General features: G+C 67.9%; 23 protein-coding genes, 1 tRNA gene and 1 rRNA gene. 20 read left to right on the plus strand and 5 right to left on the minus strand.

What is annotated here, in order from left to right; all coding sequences use genetic code 11:
* Nucleotides 1-143 precede the first annotated feature (143 nt).
* From BLS81_RS19550 to BLS81_RS19565, 4 genes are all read left to right on the plus strand, one after another.
* Nucleotides 144-1019, plus strand: coding sequence for an exonuclease domain-containing protein (locus BLS81_RS19550; protein ID WP_093226451.1), 876 nt, complete (start codon nt 144-146; stop codon nt 1017-1019).
* A gap of 89 nt (nt 1020-1108) precedes the next feature.
* Entirely contained in the window at nt 1109-2098 is a 990-nt protein-coding gene (locus BLS81_RS19555) for a type 1 glutamine amidotransferase (RefSeq protein ID WP_093226418.1), read from the plus strand.
* A gap of 10 nt (nt 2099-2108) precedes the next feature.
* Nucleotides 2109-2888: a histidine phosphatase family protein gene (locus tag BLS81_RS19560; protein ID WP_093226419.1), complete on the plus strand. Its 780-nt coding sequence runs from the start codon at nt 2109-2111 to the stop codon at nt 2886-2888.
* A 52-nt stretch (nt 2889-2940) separates the two neighbouring features.
* The gene (locus BLS81_RS19565) at nt 2941-3768 is read left to right on the plus strand and encodes an NAD(P)H-hydrate dehydratase (protein ID WP_256326353.1); all 828 of its coding nucleotides are present in this window, start codon (nt 2941-2943) and stop codon (nt 3766-3768) included.
* Nucleotides 3769-3783: 15 nt separating this feature from the next.
* Here BLS81_RS19565 and BLS81_RS19570 read toward each other — a convergent pair whose 3' ends face one another.
* A complete protein-coding gene (locus BLS81_RS19570) occupies nt 3784-5559 on the minus strand; it encodes a chloride channel protein (protein ID WP_093226423.1) in 1776 nt (591 codons plus the stop codon).
* Nucleotides 5560-5629: 70 nt separating this feature from the next.
* Here BLS81_RS19570 and BLS81_RS19575 point away from each other — a divergent pair, with 70 nt between their 5' ends.
* The 10 genes from BLS81_RS19575 to BLS81_RS19615 all read left to right on the plus strand — a co-directional run bounded on the left by BLS81_RS19575 (nt 5630) and on the right by BLS81_RS19615 (nt 17518).
* Nucleotides 5630-6043 (plus strand): MarR family winged helix-turn-helix transcriptional regulator, encoded by a 414-nt coding sequence (locus tag BLS81_RS19575; RefSeq protein ID WP_093226425.1) that lies wholly within the window; start codon nt 5630-5632, stop codon nt 6041-6043.
* Nucleotides 6044-6169: 126 nt separating this feature from the next.
* Nucleotides 6170-6748: an ANTAR domain-containing response regulator gene (locus tag BLS81_RS19580; RefSeq protein ID WP_093226427.1), complete on the plus strand. Its 579-nt coding sequence runs from the start codon at nt 6170-6172 to the stop codon at nt 6746-6748.
* On the plus strand, nt 6745-7953 hold the full coding sequence (locus tag BLS81_RS19585; protein WP_093226429.1) for an ABC transporter substrate-binding protein: 1209 nt from the start codon (nt 6745-6747) through the stop codon (nt 7951-7953). The genes BLS81_RS19580 and BLS81_RS19585 overlap by 4 nt, the downstream gene beginning before the upstream one ends.
* Before the next feature lie 218 nt (nt 7954-8171).
* The gene (locus tag BLS81_RS19590) at nt 8172-9461 is read left to right on the plus strand and encodes a nitrate/nitrite transporter (protein WP_093226430.1); all 1290 of its coding nucleotides are present in this window, start codon (nt 8172-8174) and stop codon (nt 9459-9461) included.
* Between the two features lie 26 nt (nt 9462-9487).
* The gene (gene nirB, locus BLS81_RS19595) at nt 9488-11953 is read left to right on the plus strand and encodes a nitrite reductase large subunit NirB (RefSeq protein WP_176787272.1); all 2466 of its coding nucleotides are present in this window, start codon (nt 9488-9490) and stop codon (nt 11951-11953) included.
* The gene (gene nirD / locus BLS81_RS19600; protein WP_093226453.1) at nt 11953-12294 is read left to right on the plus strand and encodes a nitrite reductase small subunit NirD; all 342 of its coding nucleotides are present in this window, start codon (nt 11953-11955) and stop codon (nt 12292-12294) included. The genes nirB and nirD overlap by 1 nt, the downstream gene beginning before the upstream one ends.
* The gene (locus tag BLS81_RS19605; RefSeq protein WP_093226433.1) at nt 12291-14900 is read left to right on the plus strand and encodes a molybdopterin-dependent oxidoreductase; all 2610 of its coding nucleotides are present in this window, start codon (nt 12291-12293) and stop codon (nt 14898-14900) included. Before nirD ends, BLS81_RS19605 begins: the two co-directional genes overlap by 4 nt.
* Nucleotides 14893-15675 carry a uroporphyrinogen-III C-methyltransferase gene (gene cobA, locus BLS81_RS19610; protein ID WP_093226435.1) on the plus strand — a complete coding sequence of 261 codons (783 nt, stop codon included), beginning with the start codon at nt 14893-14895 and terminating at the stop codon, nt 15673-15675. The genes BLS81_RS19605 and cobA overlap by 8 nt, the downstream gene beginning before the upstream one ends.
* A 14-nt stretch (nt 15676-15689) precedes the next feature.
* Nucleotides 15690-15833: a hypothetical protein gene (locus BLS81_RS20935; RefSeq protein WP_176787273.1), complete on the plus strand. Its 144-nt coding sequence runs from the start codon at nt 15690-15692 to the stop codon at nt 15831-15833.
* Between the two features lie 29 nt (nt 15834-15862).
* Entirely contained in the window at nt 15863-17518 is a 1656-nt protein-coding gene (locus BLS81_RS19615) for a DUF5597 domain-containing protein (protein WP_093226436.1), read from the plus strand.
* Here BLS81_RS19615 and BLS81_RS19620 read toward each other — a convergent pair.
* Entirely contained in the window at nt 17490-17720 is a 231-nt protein-coding gene (locus tag BLS81_RS19620) for a hypothetical protein (protein WP_093226438.1), read from the minus strand. The two genes, BLS81_RS19615 and BLS81_RS19620, sit on opposite strands and share 29 nt — an antisense overlap.
* A gap of 208 nt (nt 17721-17928) precedes the next feature.
* Here BLS81_RS19620 and BLS81_RS19625 point away from each other — a divergent pair, with 208 nt between their 5' ends.
* From BLS81_RS19625 to BLS81_RS19640, 4 genes are all read left to right on the plus strand, one after another.
* Nucleotides 17929-18789, plus strand: a complete 861-nt coding sequence (locus tag BLS81_RS19625; RefSeq protein ID WP_093226439.1) for a TauD/TfdA dioxygenase family protein — start codon at nt 17929-17931, stop codon at nt 18787-18789.
* Between the two features lie 195 nt (nt 18790-18984).
* On the plus strand, nt 18985-21399 hold the full coding sequence (locus BLS81_RS19630; protein ID WP_093226441.1) for a TonB-dependent receptor: 2415 nt from the start codon (nt 18985-18987) through the stop codon (nt 21397-21399).
* A gap of 11 nt (nt 21400-21410) precedes the next feature.
* On the plus strand, nt 21411-22403 hold the full coding sequence (locus BLS81_RS19635; protein WP_093226442.1) for an ABC transporter substrate-binding protein: 993 nt from the start codon (nt 21411-21413) through the stop codon (nt 22401-22403).
* 23 nt (nt 22404-22426) lie between these two features.
* Complete coding sequence (locus BLS81_RS19640) at nt 22427-22651, plus strand: hypothetical protein (protein WP_176787274.1); 225 nt, start codon at nt 22427-22429, stop codon at nt 22649-22651.
* Between the two features lie 202 nt (nt 22652-22853).
* Here the strand turns inward: BLS81_RS19640 and BLS81_RS19645 are convergent, their stop codons facing one another.
* On the minus strand, nt 22854-23747 hold the full coding sequence (locus BLS81_RS19645; protein ID WP_093226444.1) for a LysR family transcriptional regulator: 894 nt from the start codon (nt 23745-23747) through the stop codon (nt 22854-22856).
* Nucleotides 23748-23842: 95 nt separating this feature from the next.
* Here BLS81_RS19645 and BLS81_RS19650 point away from each other — a divergent pair, with 95 nt between their 5' ends.
* Both BLS81_RS19650 and BLS81_RS19655 read left to right on the plus strand, forming a co-directional pair.
* A complete protein-coding gene (locus BLS81_RS19650) occupies nt 23843-24178 on the plus strand; it encodes a nuclear transport factor 2 family protein (protein WP_093226445.1) in 336 nt (111 codons plus the stop codon).
* Nucleotides 24175-24963 (plus strand): SDR family oxidoreductase, encoded by a 789-nt coding sequence (locus BLS81_RS19655; RefSeq protein WP_093226447.1) that lies wholly within the window; start codon nt 24175-24177, stop codon nt 24961-24963. Before BLS81_RS19650 ends, BLS81_RS19655 begins: the two co-directional genes overlap by 4 nt.
* A 334-nt stretch (nt 24964-25297) precedes the next feature.
* Here BLS81_RS19655 and BLS81_RS19660 read toward each other — a convergent pair.
* Together BLS81_RS19660 and rrf are read right to left on the minus strand one after the other, a co-directional pair.
* A tRNA-Met gene (locus BLS81_RS19660) sits at nt 25298-25374 on the minus strand.
* An 88-nt stretch (nt 25375-25462) separates the two neighbouring features.
* A 5S ribosomal RNA gene (gene rrf, locus BLS81_RS19665) occupies nt 25463-25577 on the minus strand.
* Between the last annotated feature and the right edge of the window lie 36 nt (nt 25578-25613).

The raw sequence follows: 25613 nt of genomic DNA on the forward strand, positions 1-25613 counted from the left end.
TTCGCTGTCACTCCAAGAGGAATTTCGCTCACGTGGATCAGTAACACGCAGCACGCGATCCCGCTCCGCTGGCGCGTGATGATCGACAAATATCATCAGTATCGTGGTGGCCCGGCGCTTATGGTAGGCGGACCGCCATGGTCATGAGAGAGATTGAAAGTGCGCGTTCGGCCGGGCCGACGTTCGGCGATCCGCCACTCGATTTCGTCGTCGTCGATGTCGAGACCGCCTGTGCCCGCGTCAGCAGCATCTGCCAGATCGGCATCGTCGGGTTCAGCGGCGGCGAGGAGGTGCTGAACTACGAAAGCATGGTCGATCCGCGCGACGACTTCTCCCCTTTCAACACCCGCATCCACGGCATCAGCGCCGATCACGTCGCGGGCAAGCCGTGCTTCGGGCACATTCATTCGACGGTCGCGGCGCATCTCTCGGGGCGGATCACGGTCGCGCATTCCAATTTCGACAAGGGCGCGCTCGCCGCCGCGTGCCGCGTCCATGATCGCAGCCCGATCAAGGCGACGTGGCTCGACAGCGTGCGCGTCGCCAAGCGGGCGTGGCCCGATCTGCCCAGCCATCGCCTCAACGTCCTGACCAAATATCTCGGCATCCGGCACAAACACCATGACGCGCTGAGCGACGCGCGCGCGGCCGGGCTGGTGGTGGTGCGCGCGATCGAACATACCGGCATCGATCTCGCCGGCTGGCTGGCGCCTTACGGCACGCGCGGCGGGGCGGCGCCGAAAGCGGCGAAAGACGGCCCGCTCCACGGCGAACGCGTCGCCATCCTCGGCGCCCCGCGCGACGGGCCGCTCGGCCGCCAACTCGCGGAGGCCGGCGCGCGGGTATTGTCTTCGGTCGGGCTTACCACGACCATGCTCGTGGTGAGCGACGAGCAGCCCTATGGCCGGTTTTATCACGCCGCCCCCGCCTATCGACGTGCGGAGGAATTGCGCCGCGCGGGGTCGTCGCTGGCGATCCTGAGCGAGGCGGAGATCGGACGCCGCCTCGCGGCGCCCTGACACGCCACCCGGCGCGACACGCTGGTGCGCGGCGTGGAACGAAAAAGCCCCCTTTCCCGTTGAGCCGATCGCCTAAAGATCGGAGATATATGCATTTTCTTGTCGCGGAGAGTGAACCGCCAAACGCCCGCGAGCGGCGGCGCAAGAGTGTCGGCAAGAGTTCCGGCGAGACGTTCGTCGATATGCTCGCCGAGCTCGTGCCCGGCGCGCGATGCGACCGCGTGACGCCCGCCGACGCCGATGCGTCGCCGCCCGATGCGGCTGCGATCGAACGCTATGACGCGGTGTTCCTCACCGGCTCGCCGCTCCATGTCTATGAGGACACGCCCGAGGTCGCGCGGCAGCTCGCCTTCATGCGAGAGGTGTTCGCGTCCGGCACGCCGGCGTTCGGGTCTTGCGCCGGTCTGCAAGTCGCGGCGGCGGCCGCTGGCGGGACGGTGCGCGCGATGGGGCCGCGGCGCGAGGCCGGGTTCGCGCGGCGCATCACGCCGACCGAGGCCGGGCGCACGCACCCGCTGCTCCGCGGCCGCCCGGCGGCGTTCGACGCACCGGCGATCCACACCGACGAGGTCGCGGACTTGCCGCCGGGTGCGCTGCTGCTCGCCTCGAATGGGGTAACCCGTGTTCAGGCGGCGGAAATCCGCTTCGCGCGCGGGGTGTTCTGGGGCGTGCAATACCACCCGGAACTGTCGCTGGCCGAGGTCGCCGCGGCGTTGCGGCGGCAATCCGACGACCTCATCGCGCACGATCTGGCGCGCTCGACCGACGACGTCGAGCAGATCGCCGCGCTGGTCGACGCCCTCGGCGACGCGCCATGCCGCGTGGATCTGGCGTGGCGGCTCGGTCTCGACGCGCAGGTGATCGACCTCGCATGCCGGCGGCTGGAGCTGCGCAACTTCATCACGTTCCTGGTCGAACCGACGATGGCCGAGCGTGGCCGCACCCCGGAGCATTTCGTGCAGGCGGACGCGGCCCCGCAGACCGCCAGCGCGCCCTGCCGCGCGGAGACGGACACGCCGCGCCCGGAACGGCATCGTCCCCCGTACGCTGAAACCGGGCAAACGGGAGAGTGCGTTTGATCCACGCGGGATGTGCATCGTGACCAGCGCCCGGTTGCCGAGCCGGCTGTGGATCGTCCGCCACGGCGAAAGCGCCGGCAACGTCGCGCGCGACGCGGCGCATGCCAGCGGCGCCGACCGGATCACCCTGTCGGCACGCGACGTGAACATTCCGCTCTCAGCCCGTGGCGAGGCGCAGGCGCGCGCTCTGGGCGCGCGGTTCGCGAAGGCGGATGCGGGCGACCGGCCCGATGTGCTGCTGGCCTCGCCCTATGTCCGCGCGCAGGACACCGCCCGTCTGTTCCGCGCCGCCGGGGGTGCCGAGGGCGACGAACCGATCTGCATCGACGAACGGCTGCGCGAGAAGGAGTTCGGCATTCTTGACGGGCTGACGACGCGGGGCGTGGCGTCGGTCTATCCCGATCAGGCCGAGTTCCGGCGGCTGCTCGGCAAATTCTATCACCGCCCGCCAGGCGGTGAGAGCTGGTGCGACGTGGTCGCGCGGCTGCGCTCGGTGATGGACACGATCGCGCTCCATCACGCCGGGCGGCGCGTGATGATCGTCGCGCATCAGGTCGTGGTGCTGTGCCTGCGCTACGTGATCGAGACGCTGTCCGAGGCCGAAATCCTGGCGATCGACCGCGCTGGCGACGTCCTCAATTGCTCGGTCACCGAATATCGGTTCGATCCCGATATCGGCCGCGCGGGCGGGTTGGCGCCGCTACGCTACAACATCGCCGATCATCTCGAGGAAAGTCCGGCGGCGGAGGTCACCGCCGAACCCGAACGGACGGCGGGGGTGCGCGGATGAAGGAGAGGCGATCGCGCTCGACAGCGGCTGGATCGCGGCCAATCCGCTGCCGGTGCATGGCGCCGGCACCACCAAGAACAGCCGTGGCCGCGTCGTCGTCGTGGGCGGCTCGCGGCTGGTGCCCGGTGCGCCGCGCCTGACGGCGGAAGCCGCGCTGCGGGTCGGCGCGGGCAAGGTGCGGATGGCTACCGTGGCGGCGGCGGCGCTCGGGCTCGGGCTGATGGTACCGGAAGCGGCATCGGTCGCGCTGCCCGAGGACGGCGACGGCGAGATCGGCGCAGGCGCGGCGGAATGCCTCGAACGGTCGCTCAAGGCGTGCGACGCGCTCGTGGTCGGCCCCGGCATCGGCACCGCGGACGCCGCCGCCCGGCTCCTGCGCGCGGTGCTGGAGCTGCGTTGCGAAGACACCGTCCTGGTGATCGACGCGATGGCGATCGGCTGCGCGCGCGACCTGAAAGGTGCGCTCGCGCGCTTCCGTGACCGGCTGATCTTCACCCCGCATCACGGCGAGATGGCGCTGCTGACCGGGCGCGACGAAGCCGACATCGCCGCGCACGGCGCCGGCATCGCGCGTGACGCCGCGGCGGAGCATGGCGCTGTCATCGTGCTCAAAGGAACCGATACCCATATCGCCGCGCCCGACGGCGCGCTGCTCCACCACGGCGGCGGCGGCAGCGGGCTGGCGACCGGCGGCTCGGGGGACGTGCTGGCCGGCGCGATCGCCGGATTGCTGTCGCGCGGCGCCGCCCCGCCGGTCGCCGCCGGCTGGGGCGTGTGGCTGCACGGCCAGGCCGGCCGCCGCGTGGCCACGACACGCGGACCGATCGGCTTTCTCGCCCGCGAACTCGCCGCCGAATTCCCGCGCCTGCTCCCGCAGTGACCGGCGGGGTCCGCCTCAGCCGCCCGGCACGGGCGCGCGCCCGCGCCGCCGGTCCCGTTCGGCGCGGTGGCCGACGACACGGACTTTGAGCAGGTCGTGCCGGGAGAGGATGCCAACCACCCGCCGCGTGGCGGGATCGACGATCGGAATGCGCCCCGTCCCCGATTCGACCATGAGATCGGCGACCCTCCCGATCGGGGTGGCCGGATGGGCGAGTGGTTGCGACGCATCGGAAAGCGCCTCGGCGAGCGTCGTTTCGGGGAGCGCGCCCGAGACCTGCCAGCGCAATGCGTCGGAGCGGGACGCCAGCGCGAGCAGCCGGCCGTCGCGATCGACCACGGGATAGCTGCGGTGGTCGGCGCGCGTGAAGAAATCGATCGCCGCGCCGATCGGCATGTCTCCGGCCAGCGTGACCGGATCGGCGGTCATCACCGTTTCCGCCTGGAGGAATTCGAGCGGATCGACGCTATATTCCTGCAGGATGTGCCGCCCCCGCCGCGCGATCTTCTCGGTCAGGATCGAACGCCGCATGACGAGCACGCTGACCGCATATGCGCCCGCCGCCGCGGCGATGGTACAGGGCAGCGCGTCGAAATGGCCCGTCAGTTCGACGACGAAGACCGCCCCCGTCAGCGGCGCGCGCATCGCCCCGCTCAGGATGCCGGCCATGCCGATCAACGCCCAGAAGCCGGCCGGGCCGGGCAGCACCTGGCCGGCGAGCGCGCCAAGCGCCCCGCCCAGGATCAGCAAGGGCGCGAGCACGCCGCCCGACGTGCCGGAGCCGAGCGCGACCAGCCAGACGATCGCCTTCACCACCAGCAGGGCGAGCACGACCCGCAGCGTCAGCGCGCCGTCGAGCAGCGCCTGGATATTCGCATAGCCGGCGCCGAGCACATGCGCGTCGATCAACCCGCCGAGGCCAACCACCAGTCCGCCGATCGCGGGCCACCACATCCAATGTACGGGCAAGCGATGGAAAAGGTCTTCGACCCGGTACAGCAGCGATGACAGCACCGCCGCTTCGACACCCAGCACCATCCCCAGCCCGAGCGACAGGCCGGCGGCCTGCCACATCACACCGATCGGCGCGGCGGCGAACGGGAACAACGGCCCGGCACCGAGCAGGAAGGGCCGCGCGCCGAACGACACCAGCACGGCGATCACCACCGGCACCAGGCTGCGCGGCTTCCATTCGAACAGCAGCACTTCGAGCGCGAGCAGGATGGCGGCGAGCGGCGTGCCGAAAATCCCGGTCATGCCGGCGGCGGCGCCCGCGACCAGCAGGGTTTTGCGCTCCGCCGCGCTCAGGCTGAAGCATTGCGCGAACAGCGAGCCGATCGCGCCGCCGGTCATGATGATCGGGCCTTCGGCGCCGAACGGCCCGCCGCTGCCGATCGAGATCGCCGAGGACAGCGGCTTGAGGATCGCGACCTTCAGCGACAGGCGGCTTTCGCCGTACAGGATCGCCTCGATCGCCTCGGGAATGCCGTGCCCGCGGATCTTGTCCGAGCCGAACCGCGCCATCAGCCCGACGATCAGGCTGCCCGCGACCGGAATGGCGACGACCGCGATGCCGACATGCGCGGCGGCGGGATCTGCGCTCGCCACGGACATCCGGCCGAACCAGAACAGGTTGGTGGCGAGCCCGATCAGCGTGAGCAGGAGCCACGCGCCGCCCGCCGCCGCGAGCCCGATCAGCGACGCGGCGCCGGCCAGCACGATCATGCGGCGATCGGCGCTGTGGTCCCGCAATTGGCGCGCCGGGAGAACCGGATTAGGGGAAAGCATCATGAGGACTCGCCGACGGGTAAGGCGGCGGATTATATCGCATTGCGATATAAAACAAGGACAGGACGATGCGATGCCCGGCTCGGAGACGTTGAGCGATGCCGATTATCGCGCGCTGGCGGATTTTCGCCACGCGCTGCGGGTGTTTCAGGCGTTCAGCGAAAGCCGGGTCGCCGAACACGGGCTGACGCCGCAACAGCATCAGGCGCTGCTGGCGATCCGCGGCGCGGCGCCCGCAGCCGTGGTGAACGTCGGCTTCATCGCGGATCGGCTGATCCTCAAGCCGCACAGCGCCTCCGGCCTCGTCATGCGGCTGGAGGCGATGGGGCTGGTGGTGAGGACGCCCTCCCCGATCGACCGCAGGCAGACGGTGATCGCGTTGACGCCCAAGGCCCGCGCCCTGCTCGAACATCTGTCGGAGGTTCACCGTGAGGAGATCGTCCGGCTGCGCCCGCTGCTCAAGACGCTGCTCGACACGTTCGTGTGACCGCCAGCACTCGCCGGCGCATCATGTCGCGACATGACGCGTTTGCCCCTCCTGGCCGCGTGATGCGACTATCCGTTGTGCGATCGCACCCGCCCGGTCTATGCGGCCCGGGCGGGAGGCCGATCGTTGCGGATTGCGATAGTCGATGAAAGCGCGGGCCGCGCGGCGGTGATCGAGGAAGGGCTGCGCGACGCGGGCCTCAGCGACGTCACGATCTTCGTCGAGCGTCGCGGCATCGCCGCCCGGCTGGAAGCGCTGTCCCCCGATGTCGTGCTCATCAACCTCGCCAATCCGCACCGCGACGAGCTGGAGGAGCTGTTCGCGCTGTCGCGCGCGATGGCACGCCCGGTCGCGATGTTCGTCGATCAGAGCGATACGGCGGGGATCGAGGCGGCGGTCGATGCGGGCGTCTCGGCCTATGTCGTCGATGGTCTCAAGAAGGAGCGCATCCGCCCGATCCTCGAACTCGCGATCCGCCGCTTCCGCGCCTATTCGCGGCTGCGCACCGAACTGGACGAAGCGCGCAGCGCGCTCGCCGAGCGCAAGGCGATCGACCAGGCGAAGGCGTTGCTGATGCGCAAGCGCGGTATCGACGAACCCGCCGCGTACGCCGCGCTGCGCAAGGCGGCGATGGATAGCGGGCGGCGGATCGGCGATGTCGCCGACGCGATCGTCACCGCCGACCGGCTGATGGGGGATTTATGACGCGCACGCCGTTCCGCATCGGTTTCCTGCCGCTGGTCGATGCCGCGCTGCCGATCCTCGCGCGCGAACTCGGCTTCGCCGAGGACGAGGGCATCGATCTGTCGCTGGTCCGCGACCTGAGCTGGGCCACGGTCAACGACCGGCTGCTCTATGGCCATAGCGACGCGGCGCACCTGCTCGCGCCGCTGGCGATCGCGACCACGCTCGGGCTCGGCCGGCCGGCGACGCCGCTGTCGGTGCCGTTCGTGCTCGGGCTCAACGGCAACGCGATCACGCTGCGCCCCGATCTCGCCGCGCAGGTGACGCGGGTGGGCGCGCCGGGCGACGTCACCGCGATCGGCGCGCGGCTGGCGGCGGTCGCGCGCGCTGGCGGGCGGCGGCTGCGCTTCGGCGTGGTCCATCGCTATTCGAGCCATAATTACATGCTGCGCTACTGGCTGATCGGCTGCGGCATCGACCCGGACCGCGATGTCGAGATCGTCACGGTCGCACCGCCGTTCGCGGCCGATGCGCTGGCGGCGGGCGAGATCGACGGCATCTGCGTGGGCGAGCCGTGGAACAGTGTCGCGGTCGATCGCGGCGTCGGCGTGATCGCCGCCGTCACCTCGCAAATCTGGCTGCGCGGCGTCGAGAAGGTGCTGGCGATGCGCACCGCGCGGATGGAGGAAGACCCCGATCTCACCCACCGGCTGCTCCGCGCCCTGTACCGCGCCGGGGTCGCCTTCGTCGATCGCGCGCGCCGCGAGGAGATCGCGGCGATCCTCGCCCGGCCCGACTATCTCGACGGATCGGCGACGTTGATCGGCCACGCCATTTCGGACCGGATCGTGTTCGCGCGCGGCGCCGAACCGGTCGACGTGCCCGATTTCATGTTCCAGCACCGCGAGGCGGCGAACTTCCCCTGGGTCAGCCAGGCGGCGTGGCTCTATGCGCAGATGCGCGTGGCCGGGCATGCGCGCGCGGACGCGGACGACTATCTGACCGCGCAGCGCGTGTTCCGCCCCGATGTGTACCGCGCGGCGCTGCGCCCGCTCGGCGTGCCGCTGCCCGGCGCGAGTTCGAAGCTCGAGGGCGGGATCGTCGATGCGCTCGGGGTCGGCACCACGCAGGGGCGGCTGATCCTCGGCGCGGACCGCTTCTTCGATGCGCGCAGCTTCGACCCCGCCGCGCTGGACGAATATCTGGCGGAGACACCCGTGCCGTAACCGGTACGAAGCAGCTTTCTTTCGCCTCGATCACGCTGCGCCGCAAAAAGCGCTTGCGCGGCGCGCTGATCGCAGGCAATTTCCCCGCATCGCCGATCGGCCGCAACGAGGCAGACGATTCGGCACCACCAACATTCTGGCAAAGCTGCCGTCGCGTCCCGTGAGCATAACGGGCGCCGCGGCGGCTTTTTTGCGTTTGCTCGAAGGGGATCGAGACGATGACGCAAGCACAGGTGCGGTTCGACGCCCGCTATCTCGAAAACAGCCCGGCCCCGGCGGCGGCGACGCAAGTGGCGGCGACGGGGCATGGTTTCTGGCACAGCGGGCACCGCCCCACGCTGATCGCCGCGTTCCTGTATTTCGATCTCGCCTTCATGGTCTGGGTGCTGCTCGGCCCGCTCGCGCCGATCATCGCCGGCGATCTCGCGCTCAGCCCCGCGCAAAAAGGCCTGATGGTCGCGGTGCCGACGCTGGCGGGCGCGGTGCTGCGCCTCGTCAACGGCGTGCTGGTCGATCGGATCGGCCCAAAGACCACGGGTGCGATCGGGCAGATCATCGTCATGTCCGGGCTGGCGAGCGCCTGGGCATTCGGCGTCCACAGTTTCGGCGCGACGCTGGCCTTGGGCGTGGTGCTCGGCTTCGCGGGCGCGAGCTTCGCGGTCGCGTTGCCGCTCGCCTCGCGCTGGTATCCGCCCGAACATCAGGGCAAGGCGATGGGGATCGCGGGCATGGGCAATTCGGGCACGGTGTTCGCCGCGCTGTTCGCGCCGCTGCTCGCCAAGGCGTTCGGCTGGAACGCGGTGCTCGGGCTGGCGGTGATCCCGCTGGCGATCGTGTTCGTCCTCTACACCGCGCTTGCCAAGGATGCCCCGAACCCGCCCGCGCCCAAGCGCCTGCCGGCGTATCTCGCGGTGCTCAAACAGGCCGACGCATGGTGGTTCATGCTGTTTTACGGGGTGACGTTCGGCGGATTCGTCGGTCTCGCCGCCAGCCTGCCGATCTATTTCACCGATCGCTTCGCGCTCAGCCCGGTGAGCGCGGGCTATTGCACCGCCGCCTGCGTGTTCATCGGCTCGCTGGTCCGCCCGCTCGGCGGCGCCGTGGCGGACCGGATCGGCGGCATCGCGACGCTGACGCTGGTGTATGCGGTGGCCACCGCCCTGCTCGTGGCGATCAGCACCAATCCCGCCTCGCTGGGCCTCGCGCTCGCGGTGTTCCTGCTGGTGATGGCGACGCTCGGCTTCGGCAACGGCGCGGTGTTCCAGCTCGTGCCACAGCGCTTCCGCGCCGAGATCGGTGTGATGACCGGGCTCGTCGGCTTCGGCGGCGGGGTGGGCGGCTTCTATCTCGCCTCCTCGCTGGGCTTCGCCCGGCAACTGACCGGCAGCACATCCCCCGGTTTCCTGATCTTCGCGGGGCTCGCGGCGGCCGCGCTGGTCGGGCTGCTGTCGGTCAAGGCGCGCTGGCGCGCGACCTGGGGCGCCGCCCTTGCCGGGGTGCGGATCTGATGAAGGCGATCACAAGGACCATCGACATGACCAAGCCACATCTCATCGTCATCGGCAACGGCATGGCCGGATGCCGCGCGGTCGAGGAAATCCTCGCGCGCGACCCCGCGCGTTACCGCATCACGATCTTCGGCGCCGAGCCGCACGTGAACTACAACCGCATCATGCTCTCGCCGCTGCTGGCGGGCGAAAAGGCGTTCGACGACATCGTCATCAACGATCTCGCCTGGTATGCCGACAACGCCATCGACCTCGTCACGAGCGATCCCGTCGTCGCCATCGACCGCGATATCCAGACCGTCACCGCGCGTTCCGGCCGCGTCGAGCGCTACGACACGCTGATCCTGGCGACCGGCTCGGACCCGTTCATCCTTCCGGTGCCGGGGCACGATCTGGAAGGCGTTGTCAGCTTCCGCGACATGGACGATGTCGGCGCGATGCTGCGCGCGGCCCACGCCGGCGGCGACGCGGTGGTGATCGGCGGCGGGCTGCTCGGGCTGGAGGCCGCGCACGGGCTATCGCTGCGCGGCATGAAGGTGACGGTGCTGCACATCATGCCCACGCTGATGGAGCGCCAGCTCGACGAAGCCGCCGGCTGGCTGCTCAAGGCCGCGCTCGAAGCGCGCGGGCAGACGATCCTGACCGGCGCCGAAACCGCCGAGATCTACGGCCAGGGCAAGGTCGAGGGCGTGCGCCTGAAGGACGGGCGCGAGATTCGCGCCGCGCTGGTGGTGATGGCGGTCGGCATCCGCCCCAACGTCAGGCTCGCGCGCGCCGCCGGCTTGGCGGTCGGGCGCGGCGTGCATGTCGACGATCATCTCGTCACCTCGGACGCGAACATCCTCGCGGTCGGCGAATGCGTCGAGCATGACGGCCTCGTCTACGGCCTCGTCGCACCGCTCTGGGAGATGTGCCGCAGCCTCGCCGACGCGCTGGTCGGCACGCCCTCGGGCTATCGCGGCTCGGTCACCTCGACCAAGCTCAAGGTGTCGGGCATCGACGTGTTCTCGGCCGGGGACTTCTCGGGCGGCGCGGGCTGTGAGGACATCGTGCTGCGCGACGCGTCGCGCGGCGTCTACAAACGCGTGGTGGTGAAGGACGATCGCGTGGTCGGCGCGGTGCTCTACGGCGATACGCAGGACGGCGCTTGGTATTTCGACCTGCTCAGGCGCGAGGCCGACGTGGCCGAAATCCGCGATGCGCTGATCTTCGGTCAAGCCTTCGCGAACGGAGGAGCGGCATCGGCAAACCCTAACGCGGCGGTCGCGGCGCTGGCGGACGACGTCGAGATCTGCGGCTGCAACGGTGTCAGCAAGGGCAAGGTGATCGCCGCGATCGCCGGTGGCGCGGTGACGCTCGATGCGGTGCGGAGCTGCACAAAGGCATCGGCGTCGTGCGGATCGTGTACTGGCCTCGTCGAGGGGCTGCTCGCGGTCACGCTGGGCGACGCGTTCGACGGCGAGCGCACCGCGCCGACGGTGTGCAAATGCACGAGCTTCACCCATGAGGATGTCCGCCGGCTGATCGTCGAAAAGCGGCTGAAGGCGATCCCGCAGGTGATGCAGGAACTGCACTGGAGCACCCCCGACGGCTGCTCGTCGTGCCGCCCCGCGCTCAATTATTATCTGCTGTGCGCGTGGCCGGGCGAGTTCGTCGACGATAACCAGTCGCGCTTCGTCAACGAACGGCTGCACGCCAACATCCAGAAGGACGGCACCTATTCGGTCGTACCGCGGATGTGGGGCGGCGTGACCACGCCGGCCGAATTGCGCGCGATCGCCGATGTCGCCGAGAAATACGCGGCGCGGATGGTGAAGGTGACGGGCGGGCAGCGGCTCGACATCTTCGGGATCAGGAAGGAGGATCTGCCCGCCGTCTGGGCCGATCTGGGCGCGGCGGGCATGGTCAGCGGCCACGCCTATGCCAAGGCGCTGCGCACGGTGAAGACCTGCGTCGGTTCCGAATGGTGCCGCTTCGGCACGCAGGATTCGACCGGCCTCGGCATCAGGATCGAACAGATGACCTGGGGCAGCTTCATGCCGCACAAGTTCAAGATCGCGGTGTCGGGCTGCCCGCGCAATTGCGCCGAGGCGACGATCAAGGATTTCGGCGTGATCTGCGTCGAGAGCGGTTACGAACTGTCGATCGGCGGCAACGGCGGGATCAAGCTGCGCGGCACCGATTTCCTGTGCAAGGTCGCCACCGAGCGGGAGGCGCTCGACTATTGCGCCGCCTTCATCCAGCTCTACCGCGAGGAAGCGCGCTATCTCGACCGCACCGCGCCGTGGGTCGAACGGGTCGGGCTCGATTACATCAAGCGGCGCATCGTCGAGGATGCGCAAGGCCGCGCGGCGCTCACCGCGCGCTTCCATCAGTCGCAGGCGTTCCTGCAAGACGATCCCTGGGCGAGACGTGCAGCGGGCGAGGACCATAAGCTCCACCAGCACCTCGCCGAAATCCGCCCCGCGCCGCGCACGCTGGAGATGGCATGATGCTCCCCGAATGGCTCGATATCGGCCCGGTCGATCAGCTTCCCGCGCTCGGCGCGCGTACCCTGCCCGTGCGCGGCGGGCGTGAGATCGCGATCTTCCACACCGCCAAGGGCGAAGTCTATGCGCTCGCCAACCAATGCCCGCACAAGGCGGGCCCGCTCAGCCAGGGCATCGTCCACGATACGACGGTGACATGCCCGCTGCACAATTGGCGCATCTCGCTTGTGACGGGCGAGGCGCTCGGCGAGGACAAGGGCTGCGTGCCGGTCATCCCGGTCAAGATCGACGGCGGGCGCATCCTGATCGGGCGCGCCGCCGCGCTGGCCGGGGTGGCGGCGTGACATCGCCCCTCCCGCCTGCGGGAGCGGGGACGGTCAGGACCACCTGCGCCTATTGCGGCGTCGGGTGCGGCGTGCTGGCGACGCCGACGGGGGCGCGCACGGCGACGATCGCCGGCGATCCCGATCACCCCGCCAATGCCGGCAGACTCTGTTCGAAGGGCACGCACCTCGGCGAGACGATCGGGCTCGAAGGCCGGTTGCTGCACCCGATGATCGGGTCGCGGCGGGTGGACTGGGACGTGGCGCTCGATCTCGTCGCCAGCCGCTTCGCCGCGACGATCGCCGAGCACGGCCCCGACAGCGTCGCCTTCTACGCCTCGGGCCAGATGCTGACCGAGGATTATTACGTCGCCAACAAATGGATGAAGGGCTTCGTCGGCACCGCCAACATCGACACCAATTCGCGGCTGTGCATGGCGAGCGCGGTGGCCGCGCACGTCCGCGCGTTCGGCGAGGATGTCGTGCCGTGCGGCTATGACGATCTCGATGCCGCCGACCTGATCGTGCTGGTCGGATCGAACACCGCCTGGTGCCATCCGGTGGTCTGGCAGCGAATCGAGGCCGCGCGCGCGCGCCGTGGCACCAAGCTGGTGGTGATCGACCCGCGCCGCACCGAAACCGCCGAACGCGCCGATCTCCATCTCGCGATCGCGCCCGACAGCGACGTCGCGCTGTTCACCGGCCTGCTCGGGCACATGCGCACGACCTGGCGGCTCGACGGGCGCGCGTTGGCGGAGCGGGTCGCCGTGCCCGAGGGCTTCTGGAAGAGTCTCCCCACCGCCGACGTCGCGCGCACCTGCGACATCTCGCCCGCCGATCTCGACGCGTTCTACGATCTGTTCGCCGAGCGTCCGCGCACGATCACCCTGTTCAGCCAGGGGGTGAATCAATCGACCAGCGGCACCGACAAGGCGAACGCGATCATCAACCTCCACCTCGCCACCGGCCGGATCGGCAAGTCGGGCGCGGGGCCGTTCAGCATCACCGGACAGCCCAATGCGATGGGCGGCCGCGAAGTCGGCGGCCTCGCCTCGACACTCGCCGCGCACATGGGATTCTCGGCGGCCGAACGCGACCGCGCGCGGCGCTTCTGGCGCGCGCCGACGATCTGCGCCGGCCCCGGGCTCAAGGCGGTCGACATGTTCGACGCAATGGCGAAGGGCCGGATCAAGGCGGTGTGGATCATGGCCACCAATCCGGCGGTATCGATGCCCGATGCGCGCATGGCGCGGGTCGCACTCGCCAATTGTCCGTTCGTGGTCGTGTCCGATTGCATCGCGGACACCGACACGCTGCGGTACGCGCAGGTCAAGCTGCCCGCCCTCGGCTGGGGTGAGAAGGACGGCACGGTCACCAATTCCGAACGCCGCGTGTCGCGCCAGCGCGCGTTCCTCGCCGCGCCCGGCGAGGCGCGCGCCGACTGGTGGGCGGTGGCGGCGGTCGCGCGCCGGATGGGCTTCGCCGGCTTCGATTATGCGAACGCGGCGAGCATCTTCCGTGAATTCGCCGCGCAGACCGGGTTCGAGAATGGCGGCACGCGCCTTCTCGACATTTCCGATCGCGCGGCGATCACCGACGCGGCCTATGCCGAAATGGCGCCCTTCCAATGGGGCGGCGCCTCACCGTTCGCCACGCGCGCCTTCACGACGCCGGACGGGCGGGCGCGGCTCGTGCCGGTCGCGCATGAGCCACGCGACGATGCCACGCGCGGCTATCCGCTACGGCTCAACACCGGCCGCTACCGCGACCAGTGGCACACGATGACGCGCACCGGGCTCTCGACCAGGCTGTCGCAGCACCGCCGCGAGCCGCTGGTCGAGGTCCATCCCGACACCGCGCGGCGGCTCGGCCTCGGCGACGGCGGGCTGGCGCGGGTCGAGACGCCGCATGGCGCGAGCATCTTCCGTGTCGCCGCCACCACCGACCAGCGCCGCCACGAGCTGTTCGTGCCGATCCACTGGAGCGACCAGACCAGCGCGGGCGGGCGCGCCGGGCTGCTGCCCGGCGCGAACCGCGATCCGCATTCCGGCCAGCCCGGCTTCAAGAACACGCCCGCGCGGGCGCGCGCCTATCGGCCGGGCTGGACCGGCTTCCTGATCGCGCGCGAACGCACCGCGCCGCCCGACTGCGCCTATTGGACGCGGGTGCGCGCCGCGCATGGCTGGCTGACCGAACTGGCCGGCGACGGCGATCCCGCCGCGCTCACCGGCCTGCTGCCGCCGGGCGAACGCGCCGAGATGATCGACGCGCGCCGCGGCGTGATCCGCGCCACGGTGGTCGCGGAGGGGTGTTTGCAGGCCGCCTTGTTCATCGCGCGCGGCACCGGCCTGCCGGCCCGCGAGTGGCTGCTCGCGCGGCTCGGCGCCGCCGACGCGACCGCGTTCGAAATCCTCGCCGGCCGGCCGGTGGCGCCCGCGCCCGATCGCGGCGCGATCGTCTGCGCGTGTTTCGATGTCGGGCTCAACACCCTGCTCGCGGCGATCACCGACCGCCGGCTGGTCAGCGTCGAAGCGGTCGGCGCCGCGATCAACGCCGGCACCAACTGCGGGTCGTGCCGTCCCGCCATCGCCAAATTGCTCCCCAAACAGGAGGCCGCTTATGTCTGAACCGATCGCACCGGGCGAGGTCTGGCTGGTCGGTGCCGGCCCCGGCGACCCCGACCTGCTCACCCGCAAGGCCGAGCGCCTGATCCGCGCCGCCGACATCGTCTTCCATGATGCGCTGGTCGGGCCGGGCGTGCTCGCGCTGATCCCCCCGCATGCCGAGCGGGTTTCGGTCGGCAAGCGCTCGGGCCGGCATTCCCGGACGCAGGCGGCGATCGATGCGTTGCTCGTCCAGGCGGCACGGGCGGGTAAGCGCGTGGTGCGCCTCAAAGGCGGCGATCCCTCGATCTTCGGCCGCTCGACCGAGGAGATCGCCGCGCTGAGCGACCACGGCATCCGCGTGCGGATCTGCCCCGGAATCACCGCCGCCAGCGCGGCGGCGGCCCACGCCGGCGTCTCGCTGACGTTGCGCGGCACGGCGCGCCAGTTGCGCTTCGTCACCGCGCACGCGCGCGCCGGCGAAACGCTCGACCTCGATTGGGCCGCGCTCGCCGATCCGGGCGCGACACTGGCATTCTACATGGGGCGCGCCGCCGCGCCCGACATATGCCAGCGGTTGATCGCGCATGGCCTCGCCCCTACCACGCCGGCGCTGATCGCGAGCGACGTCAGCCTCGCATCGGAATGCCTCGTCCATACCCGCCTCGACCTGCTCGCGCTGGCGATCGACCGGACGCCGGGGGCGGCGCCCGCGCTGATCCTGATCGGCGAGGCGATGCGCGCACCGCCGGCGACCGCCGTCACCGAGGCGCTAGAGACCGTCGCACGGCGCGAGTGATCGCCCGCGCACCGATGTTCCGCGCCTTCTACGGAAAGGATCCCGGGCAGACGCCCGCCACCGTTTCCTTCAACGGCGCCCGGACCGGCGTGCTGACACACAAGCGCTATGACGGTACGCTCGCGCTCGAAGCCTACGGAGCGGAGATCGTGAAGTGATCGCGCACACCAGGACAGCGGAGATACGCATGAACGAGCACTCACGATGGAGGTGCGGCTTCGCGCGGGCGGCGTCGGGATCGGCGGCGCTTTGCCTATTAAGCGCGGCCTCAAGCGCGTCGGCGCAATCCGCCACGCCGGTGCCGCGGATCGAGAGCCACGACGGCCACCATGCGCTGATCGTCGACGGCGCGCCGTTCTTCATGCTCGGCGCGCAGGTGAACAATTCGAGCAACTACCCGGCCCCGCTCGCGACCGCCTGGCCGGTGCTCGATCGGATCGGCGCGAACACCGTCGAGGTGCCGATCGCCTGGGAGCAGATCGAACCGCAAGAGGGACAGTTCGATTTCACGTTCCTGCAAACCTTGCTCGATCAGGCGCGTGTGCATCATAAAAGGGTCGTGCTGCTGTGGTTCGGCACATGGAAGAACACCTCTTATTCGTACACGCCGGCCTGGGTGAAGCTCGACAATCGCCGCTTCCCGCGCATGCGGACCAAGGACGGCCGCGATCATGGCGTGCTGAGCGCGCACGGGGACGCGACGCTCGCGGCGGACAAGCGCGCGTTCGTGCAGATGATGACGTACCTGCGCGACCATGACCCGCAGAATACCGTCATCATGGTGCAGGTTGAAAACGAGACGGGCAGCTACAAGAATCCGCGCGATTTCTCGGCCGTAGCGAACGGCCTGTTCGCCAGGCCGATCCCCGACACGCTCGCCAAGGTCGTGAAGAAGCGCGGCACGTGGAGCGAGGCGTTCGGGGCACAGGCCGATCGCGCCTTCAACACATGGTATGTCGCCGCCTATGTCAACGCCATCGCCGCAGCGGGCAAGGCGATCAAGCCGCTGCCGATGTACGTCAACGCCGCTCTCGCCGGCCCTTCCAACGTGCCCGATCCTTATGGGGTCTCAAGCGGCGGACCCCAGCAGGACGTCCTCGATATCTGGAAGGCAGCCGCGCCCGCAGTCGATCTCCAGGCACCGGACATCTATGACAAGACCAGCGCGAACGTCGTGCAATATCTCGACAAATATGCGCGGCCCGATAACGCGCTGATGGTGCCGGAAATGGGCAATACACGCGACTTCGCGCGCTTTTTCTGGCCGGTGGTCGGGCGCGGTGCAATTGGCTTCTCGCCGTTCGGCATGGACGCGACCGGCTACGCCAATTATCCGCTGGGCGCGAAGGATCTTTCGCCAACAACACTCGACGCGTTCGCGCTCCCCTATGCGGCAGTCGGCTCGATGATGCGCGACTGGGCTCGGATTGCCTACGAGAAGCCTACCTGGGGCGTGGCCAAGCCCGACGACGGCGCCGCCCAGTCGACGCGCATGGGGGATTGGACGATCACCGCCGCCTGGGGCGAGTGGCAATTCGGCATGCGAGACTGGGCGTGGTTGAAGGGCGACGCGCCCCCCTGGGCTAGCGAACCTGTCGGCGGCGTTGCCGTCGCGCAGCTTTCAGCCGACGAGTTTCTCGTGATGGGCGACCATGTTCGGGTCTCCTTTGCACCCGCGCCAGGCTCACCGGCTAACGGCATAGTGGTGCGGGTCGAAGAAGGCCGTTTTGAAAACGGTCGATGGCTGATGAGCCGAATCTGGAACGGCGACCAGACGGATTATGGCTTAAACTTTGTGAACCAACCAAACGTTCTTAAAGTGACGATGGGACATTATCGTTGAAGGATGGCCTGACAACCATTCGCCCCGCGCGCAGCCAGACCGCCGACGTTGATGATCCGCTCCAGCCGTTCGCGACCAGATGCGGCGGCGCCGTCGCCGCGACGAGGCGATCGACCGCTGCAACGTCGCGCGTATCGGCGGCCTCGGCATGGACCTCGCCGCCGGCGACGAGCGCGCGCTTGCTGATGAGTCTCAGATCCATCGCACCGCCCTTCCCGTGTTCGACAGCGCCGCAGATACGGATAATCGCAGGTCTAGTTCATGAAGAATAATCAAAGATGCATGACGAATATTGATAGGATCATATTGCGATAAACAATAGGAATCCCGAGGCTTCTCATTCGCCATCACGCCTACGTGCCTTCTATCAGAATGCACCCGATTTCGGGAACGATAGAAAGAGGTGCCTCATGTCCACCGCATTTGCGCAAGTGCTCGGCTCAGACAGCAAGATCGAGATTCGCCCGCTTCAACCCACCATCGGCGCGGAAATCGGTAATATCGATCTCGGCCAGCCGCTCTCGCCTGCCGATCGCGATGCGATCCGCGCCGCCGTGCTCAAATACAAGGTCGTCTTCTTCCGCGACCAGACGATCGACAATGCCCAGCACGCCGCTTTCGCGCGCGAATTCGGCCCGCTCTACGTCCATCCGTCCAACAAGCATGACGACAAGATCGCGCCGCTCCACAAGATTTCCGCCGAAGACGCGGCGCGCTACGAGGATCGGGTGCGCAAATATGTCGCGCCGGGCGATGAATATCATACCGATACGAGCTGGCGGCTGGTGCCGACCTGGGGCGCGGTGTTGCGCGCGGTGAACCTGCCGCCGGTCGGCGGGGACACGATCTGGGTGGATGCCAACCTCGCCTATGAAGGGCTCTCGGACGAGGTGAAGGCCCGGCTCGAAGGGCGCTATGTCACGCACGATTTCCTCGGCGCGCTCAACGGATCGGGGCATGACTATCCGATCGTCTCGCATCCGGTGGTGCGCACCCACCGCGAGACCGGGCAGAAAATCCTGTGGGTCAACTTCACGCAGAAACCCCAGATCCTCGGGCTGGAGCTGGCCGAGAGCCGCGCGCTGCTCGACGAGGTGCTGCGCCAGTACAAGCGGCCCGAATTCCAGGTACGCTTTTCGTGGCGGCCCGGCTCGGTCGCCTTCTGGGACAATCGCGGCGCCGTTCATTATGCGGTCAAGAATTACGGCGACTTTCCACGCGTGCTCGAACGCATCCTGATCGCCGACGAGCCGCTCTACGCCGATCTCTGAAGTCTTCCGACCCAAAAACTCTCAGCCCGCGGCGCCCCGCGGGCTTCTTCTTTGTGCGGAACGGACGTATTTGCAAATGTCATATGTAGTTTTCCGTCGCTCATTATAACAACTCTATGCGTGAGTTGAGAAAACCCGCTTTGTGCGCACCGCATTTGTCGTGAACGTTGCGCCGAGTTCACAAAGGGGTTTTCAATGCGGTCACGGCGTTTCACCTTCCTGTTCCTTGCGGGTGTCAGCGGCCTGGCCACGGCTGCGCACGCTGCCGATGCGCCTGCCGCGGCCGCCGTCGAGTCCCCGGCGGCGGAACCGGAAGAAATCACCGTCACCGCACGCCACCGCGTCGAGAAGGCGCAGGACGTACCGATCGCGATCACCGCGCTGTCCGCCCGCGATCTCGCCGCGACCGGCAATTTCTCGATCCGCGCGATCCAGCAGCAGGTGCCGAGCCTCCAGATCCTCGGCTTCAATCCGCGCAACATCACGATCCAGATCCGTGGACTCGGCACGACGGCGGGCACGGTCAACAGCGGCATCGAGCCGGGCGTCGGCGTCTATGTGAACGGGGTCTATAACGCCCGTCCATCGATCGCGGTGTTCGACGTGTTCGATGTCGCCAGCATCGACGTGCTGCGCGGGCCGCAGGGCACGTTGTTCGGCAAGAACAGCGTGGCGGGCGTGATCGACGTCCACACCAACCCCGCCTCCTACACGCCCGAGATCAGCGGCGAGGCGAGCTACGGCAATTACAATTTCTCGCAGTTCAAAATCGCCGCCTCCGCCCCGCTCGGCGACAGCGGCTTCGCGGTACGGGTCGCCGGGATGAAGAGTGACCGCGACGGCTGGATCTACAACACCCGCTTCAAACAGGGTTGGCAGGATTATCACAACCAGGCGGTGCGCGGCGAACTCGACTATCGCAACAGCGACGAAAGCTTCACCGCCCGGCTGATCGGCGATTATAACGATCAGCACGAATATTCCGGCTTCGCGCTCACACGCGGCGTGCTGCCCAAGACCCGCGCCGACGGCAGCGTCGCCACCGCGCGCGATTTCTACGCGCGCGCCGCCGATGCCGGCTACACGCCGCTGCCGATCGATCCATCCGCGCACCGGACCGATCTCAACACACCCTTCACCGTGGTCATGAACACCGGCGGCGTCTCGCTCGAACTCGACAAGAAAGTGCTCGGCGGGCACACGCTGACGTCGATCACCGGCTGGCGGTTCTGGAACTGGAACCCGTCGCTTGACGGCGACCGGATCGGTGCCGCGGTCAACACCGCGAGCAATCTGCCAACCTACCAGCGCCAGTGGAGCGAGGAACTGCGCATCGCCTCGCCGAGCGGAGGGGCAGTCGAATATACCGCCGGCCTCTATTATTTCTGGCAGAGCAACCGCGAAATCCCGTTCAACACCTATGGCGCGGACGCCGCGAAATATCTGCTCGGCGCCGCCTATCCCTCAGAGGCGCTGAACAACGTCAGCCAGACCGGGCTGCAACTCGCCCACACGGCCAGCTATTCCGGCTTCGCCAACGCGACCTGGCACGTGACCGACCGGCTCGCAATCACGGCGGGCGCGCGCTACACCTACGAGAAGCGGACCGGCTCCTATTCGAGCTACCAGATTGGCGGCACACCGCTCACCGATCCGGTGTTCGCACGGCTGACGGCGACGCAGCTTTCCACCATTGCCGCGCGCCGCGCCAGCTTCGCGCCGACCGCATCCTATGACGTGTCCGCCAAGGCCGGCCGCGTCTCCGGAACCGTCAACGCGCTCTACAAGTTGGCCGACGGGGTGAACGTCTATGCCGGCTATTCGCGCGGCTTCAAATCGGCGGGCATCAACCTCGTCACGCCGGTGCAACTCGCCAACGGCCCCGCCCCGCAGACCTTCCGGCCCGAGACGGTCGACGCCTATGAGATCGGCCTCAAGAGCGAGTTGATCCACAACCGGCTGACGCTCAACCTCGCGCTGTTCCGCTCCGACGATTACGATTATCAGGCCAACCAGTCGGTGCTGGTCGCCACCGCGACCGGGCCGATCCTGCGCAGCTACATCACCAATGCCGGGCAGGTGCGGACGCAGGGCATCGAGGCGGACCTGCGCGCCACCCCGATCGACGGGCTGACGGTGAGCGGCGGCGCAACCTATGACGACGCGACATTCGTCCGCTACGTCAATGGCCAATGCCCCTATCTCGAGGTGACGGCCGCGAGCGGCGGCGTGTGCGATCTGTCGGGCCGACCGCTGACTGGAGTCTCCAAGTTCGTGTTCAACGTCTCGGCCGAATATGCGCGGCCGGTCGGCACGCTGTTCGGCGGCAGCACGGTCGCCTATATCGGCGGCGATTACAGCCATCGCAGCGGCGCCTATGGGACGCTCAACGACGATCCGTACGGCCGCATCCCGGGCTACGGCCTCGCCGGACTGCATCTCGGCATCCGCGACGAAGGCGGCAAATGGGATCTGAAAGTCTGGGCACGCAACCTGTTCGACACGCTGTATTACGTCAACACCTCGGTCGATAGCGCCACCACCTACAGCTATGCCGGGTCGCTCGGCGAACCGCGCTTCTTCGGCGGCTCGCTCGCTTTCAAGCTTTGAGGAGACAGTCGATGGCATCCTCCCGCAAGCTGTGGACGGCGGGTGCCGTCGCGCTGCTGGTGATCGCACTCGCCGCGATCCTATGGCCGCCACGCCCACACGGCGCCGCGCCGGCCGATGCCCTCGTCCTCAAGGTGGGTGACCAGAAAGGCAACGCCCAGGCACTGCTCCAAGCGGCGGGCGAGCTGAACCATGTTCCCTACCGGATCGAATTTGCGCTGTTTCCGGCCGCCTCGCCGCTGCTGCAGGCGCTGGGCGCGAATGCGATCGACATCGGCGGCGTCGGTGGCGCGCCGTTCGCCTTCGCCTATGCGAGCGGCCAGCCGATCAAGGCGGTCTATGCCTATCAGGTCGATGCGGAAAAAGCCGGGAGCGCCTCCGCAATCATCGTGCGGGCGGGCTCGCCGTTGCGCGGCATCGCGGATTTGAAGGGCCGGAAGATCGCCACGGTGCGCGGTTCGGCCGGGCAAGACCTCGCGCTCCGGCTGATCGAGCGCGCCGGTCTGAGTGCCAAGGACGTGCAGTGGGTCTATCTCGACAACGGCCAGGCCAAGGCAGCGCTGGCCTCGGGCGTCATCGACGCCTGGTCGACCTGGGGCAGCTATGTCGGCATCGCGACGCTCGAAGATCACGACCGCGTGCTCGCCGATGGGCGCGGCATCACGCCCGGCACCGGCTTCTACGCCGCGAGCGACACGGCGATCACGGGCAAGCGCGCGCAGATCGCCGATTTCCTGACACGGCTGGAACGCGCGAGACGGTGGACGCACAGCCATCAGCGCGACTATGCCGAAGCGCTCGCCAAGGACACCGGCATTTCGGTGCCGGTCGCGCTGGTCGCGCTGGAGGCCAATCTCGGCCACGGCGTGCCGATCACCCCGGCCCTCGTCGCCGAACAACGCGCGATCTTCGAACGCTACCGCGCCGCCGGCATCATCCCCTCCGTACCCGAGGTGTCGGGCGGGTACGACGCCTCGTTCGCCGGCGTACCGACGCACAAATAAGCCACAGCGACCGGCTTGCGCGGTTGGCGCTGTCGGGCGTCAACGTGATCGTGCTGCTCGCGCTCACCGACACCGGCCGGTCCTCCTACGATCCCAATCTCTCGGCGCAGCTCGCAACGTTCGGCATACCCCTTTCCGCCTGCACGCCCGATCAATTCCCCGAATTGATGGCGACCGCACTTCGCCGCGAGGACGTGCATGGCTGGATTGTGGATCGTGATATCAAGGTGGTCCGTTCGGACGAATGACTGCGCGTGGGGAGCGAAATAAGAACGATGAACGCTACAAGCGGTCAGGCGACAATGCCCCTTAGGAAGCGACCAAGACGCATTGCCGGCCGCTAGCGCCGTCCCGGCGGCCCGCAGACGGGACAGGCGTTCGGGGTCCAAAGCGGCGTCAAAAAACGGCGGAGGTCAACGGCGCCGGTCAGACTCAGGACTTTCGCCGCAGTCACGCGTTGAAATCGCGAGCCATGCCGATCAATGCCTTGAACGCGGCGGAAGGATTGCGCCTGCTCGGATAGTAGAGGCTCAGCGGCGCCAGTGGCGGCGTCCAGTCCTGAAGAACGCGGACAAGTCGTCCTGCTTCGATGTCTTCGCGCACATCGGATGCCATGAAATATCCGATGCCAAGGTGATCCAGCGCCGCAATCCGAGCGAGGCTCGCTTCGTCGAGCGTGATCGGTCCATCGACATCGATATGGAGCGGCTCTCCGCCTTTTTGGAACTGCCATCGGTGAAGCGCGCCGTTCGGCAGCCGAATGCGCAGGCAAGCATGCCGCATCAGGTCGGGGGGCACGCGGGGCTCGCCATTGGCTTCGAAATAGGTCGGCGATCCGACCACGGCGAAGCTGCGTGGCGGGCCGACCGGGATGGCGATCATGTCGCTCGGCACGAGGTCCGCGCTTCTGAGACCAAGATCGAATCCCGCGTCGACGATATCCACGATCCGCCCCTCCGTGACCAGATCGATATGCACCTGAGGATAGCGTCGCAGGAATTTGAGCAGAAGCGGACGCAGAACCTCGCGCGCCCCCGCCGCGAACGCGTTGATGCGAAGCGTGCCCAACGGCGTCTCCACCTGCGAACGGGCGACGCTCATCGCATCGTGCAGCGTCCTTACCGCGGGCCTGATCTGTTCGACGAAGGTTTGTCCTGCATCCGTGAGCGAGACGCTGCGGGTCGTGCGATTGAACAGCCGGACACCGACCCGCCGCTCGAGCTTGCCGATCAGGTTGCTCAGGGCCGTTGCCGATATTCCGAGTTCCAGCGCGGCCGCGCGGAACGATCCCCGCCGGGCGATCGCGAGAACCGCGTCGAACTCGCTCAGACCGTCCCCGGCCATTATCCCGCTTTCCGCAACGTCAAATGCCGTTCTGTGTCGATTATCATCGACAATCATATCGCTAGATTGATCTCGTCCCGTCAAGGAGCCGAGCAATGACGATCGAACTTCCCAAACCTATCGCCGATTATGTCGCGGCGAACGCCCGTCTGGATGTGGACGGAATGATCCAGCCCTTCGCTCCCGACGCTGTTGTCATCGACGCCGGCCTGGGCAAGCGATTCGAGGGGCAACGTGAACTGCGCACGCTGTTCGAGGACGAGGTTGTTCCGGTGAAGGCGATCTTCACGCCGGAAACGGCTCGCCATGAAGACGGCAAGGTGGTGATCGAGGGGCCGGCGCATGGCGACTTCAAGGGTAGCCCCATCCGGTTCACCTACAGCTTCACGCTCCAGAACGATGCGATCAAGGCGTTGGAGATCACGCTGTGAGCGCCGCGGTCGATACGAAGGAATTCGCCGGCAAGCGGGTGCTCGTCAGCGGGGGTACCAAGGGATTGGGCCGGGCAACAGTCATGCGCTTCCTCCAAGGAGGAGCGCAGGTCATTACCGCCGCCCGGGGCGATGCCGATCCGATCGCCGGCGCCATCTTCGTCCGGGCCGATTTGACGACCGCCGAGGGCAGTGAGTCACTCGCCAATGCGGCACGCGACAGGATGGGCGGGATCGACATTCTGGCGCATGTGGTCGGCGGCTCGGCGTCGCCCGGTGGCGGCTTCGTGGCGCTGACCGACGAGCATTGGCTCGCCGAATTGAACCTGAACCTGCTGGCCGCGGTCCGCCTCGATCGCCTGCTCGTGCCGCACATGATCGATCGGGGCGCCGGTGCGGTGGTGCACGTCACCTCGATCCAGTCGATCCTGCCGCTGCCGGAGTCGACCACCGCCTACGCCGCCGCCAAGGCCGCGCTGAGAACCTACAGCAAGTCCATCTCCAAGGAGCTCGGGCCGAAGGGCGTGCGGGTGAACGCCGTCTCGCCCGGCTGGATCATGACCGAGTCCACCGCCGAGTTTCTCGAGCGCCTGCGGGCCGCCAATGGCGGCACGATCGAGGAAGCGCGGCAACGGGTGCTCGATGGTCTCGGCGGCATCCCGATCGGACGTGCGGCCGAGCCTCACGAGGTCGCCGATCTCATCGCGTATCTGGCCTCGGATCGCGCCGCAGCGATCCATGGTGCCGAGTTCATCATTGATGGCGGCACCGTCCGAACCGTTTGAAGCCCCAGCCCGGAGTGGATGCGCGTCGAGATCGCGGTGCCATCCATCCAGGCCGTGGGACCGCAAGAGCGGAATTGAACCCGTCGAGCGTGGCAGGGCTGGGACAGTTCAGATCGATCGGCTTGGGATCGGGCGCTGCGCGGCCGGGCGAACCCGTATCGAGGCCGAAACGCTGGCTGCAAACGGCATCCGGTCGGCGACAGCGGATAGACATGGTGGCATCCAGCCACATTTCGCCGGACGCTTGGGAGGTTGCTCAGAGGCAGAAGGCAGGGAAAAAACGCACAAAAAAGCCGCCCTGAGGTATCTCGGGCGGTTGCGGGCGTGTGGTGATTGGTTGCGGGGACAGGATTTGAACCTGTGACCTTCAGGTTATGAGCCTGACGAGCTACCGGGCTGCTCCACCCCGCGCCAAGGATCCCCGCGTGGGTGTGCGGGGGAAGACATGTGAATGGGTTCTGTGAGATCCGAGTATATGTTCCTGCGCACCGGCTTCAATGCCTGGCGACGACCTACTCTTCCATCGCTTAAGCGATAGTACCATTGGCGCGGACTGGTTTCACGGCCGAGTTCGGGATGGGATCGGGTGGGGCACAGACGCTATAGCCACCAGGCAATGGAGCCGGTGCGTAAGAACTGTAATCGGGTCT

The organism is Sphingomonas sp. NFR15, from assembly GCF_900103265.1.
Lineage (GTDB): Bacteria > Pseudomonadota > Alphaproteobacteria > Sphingomonadales > Sphingomonadaceae > Sphingomonas > Sphingomonas pollutisoli.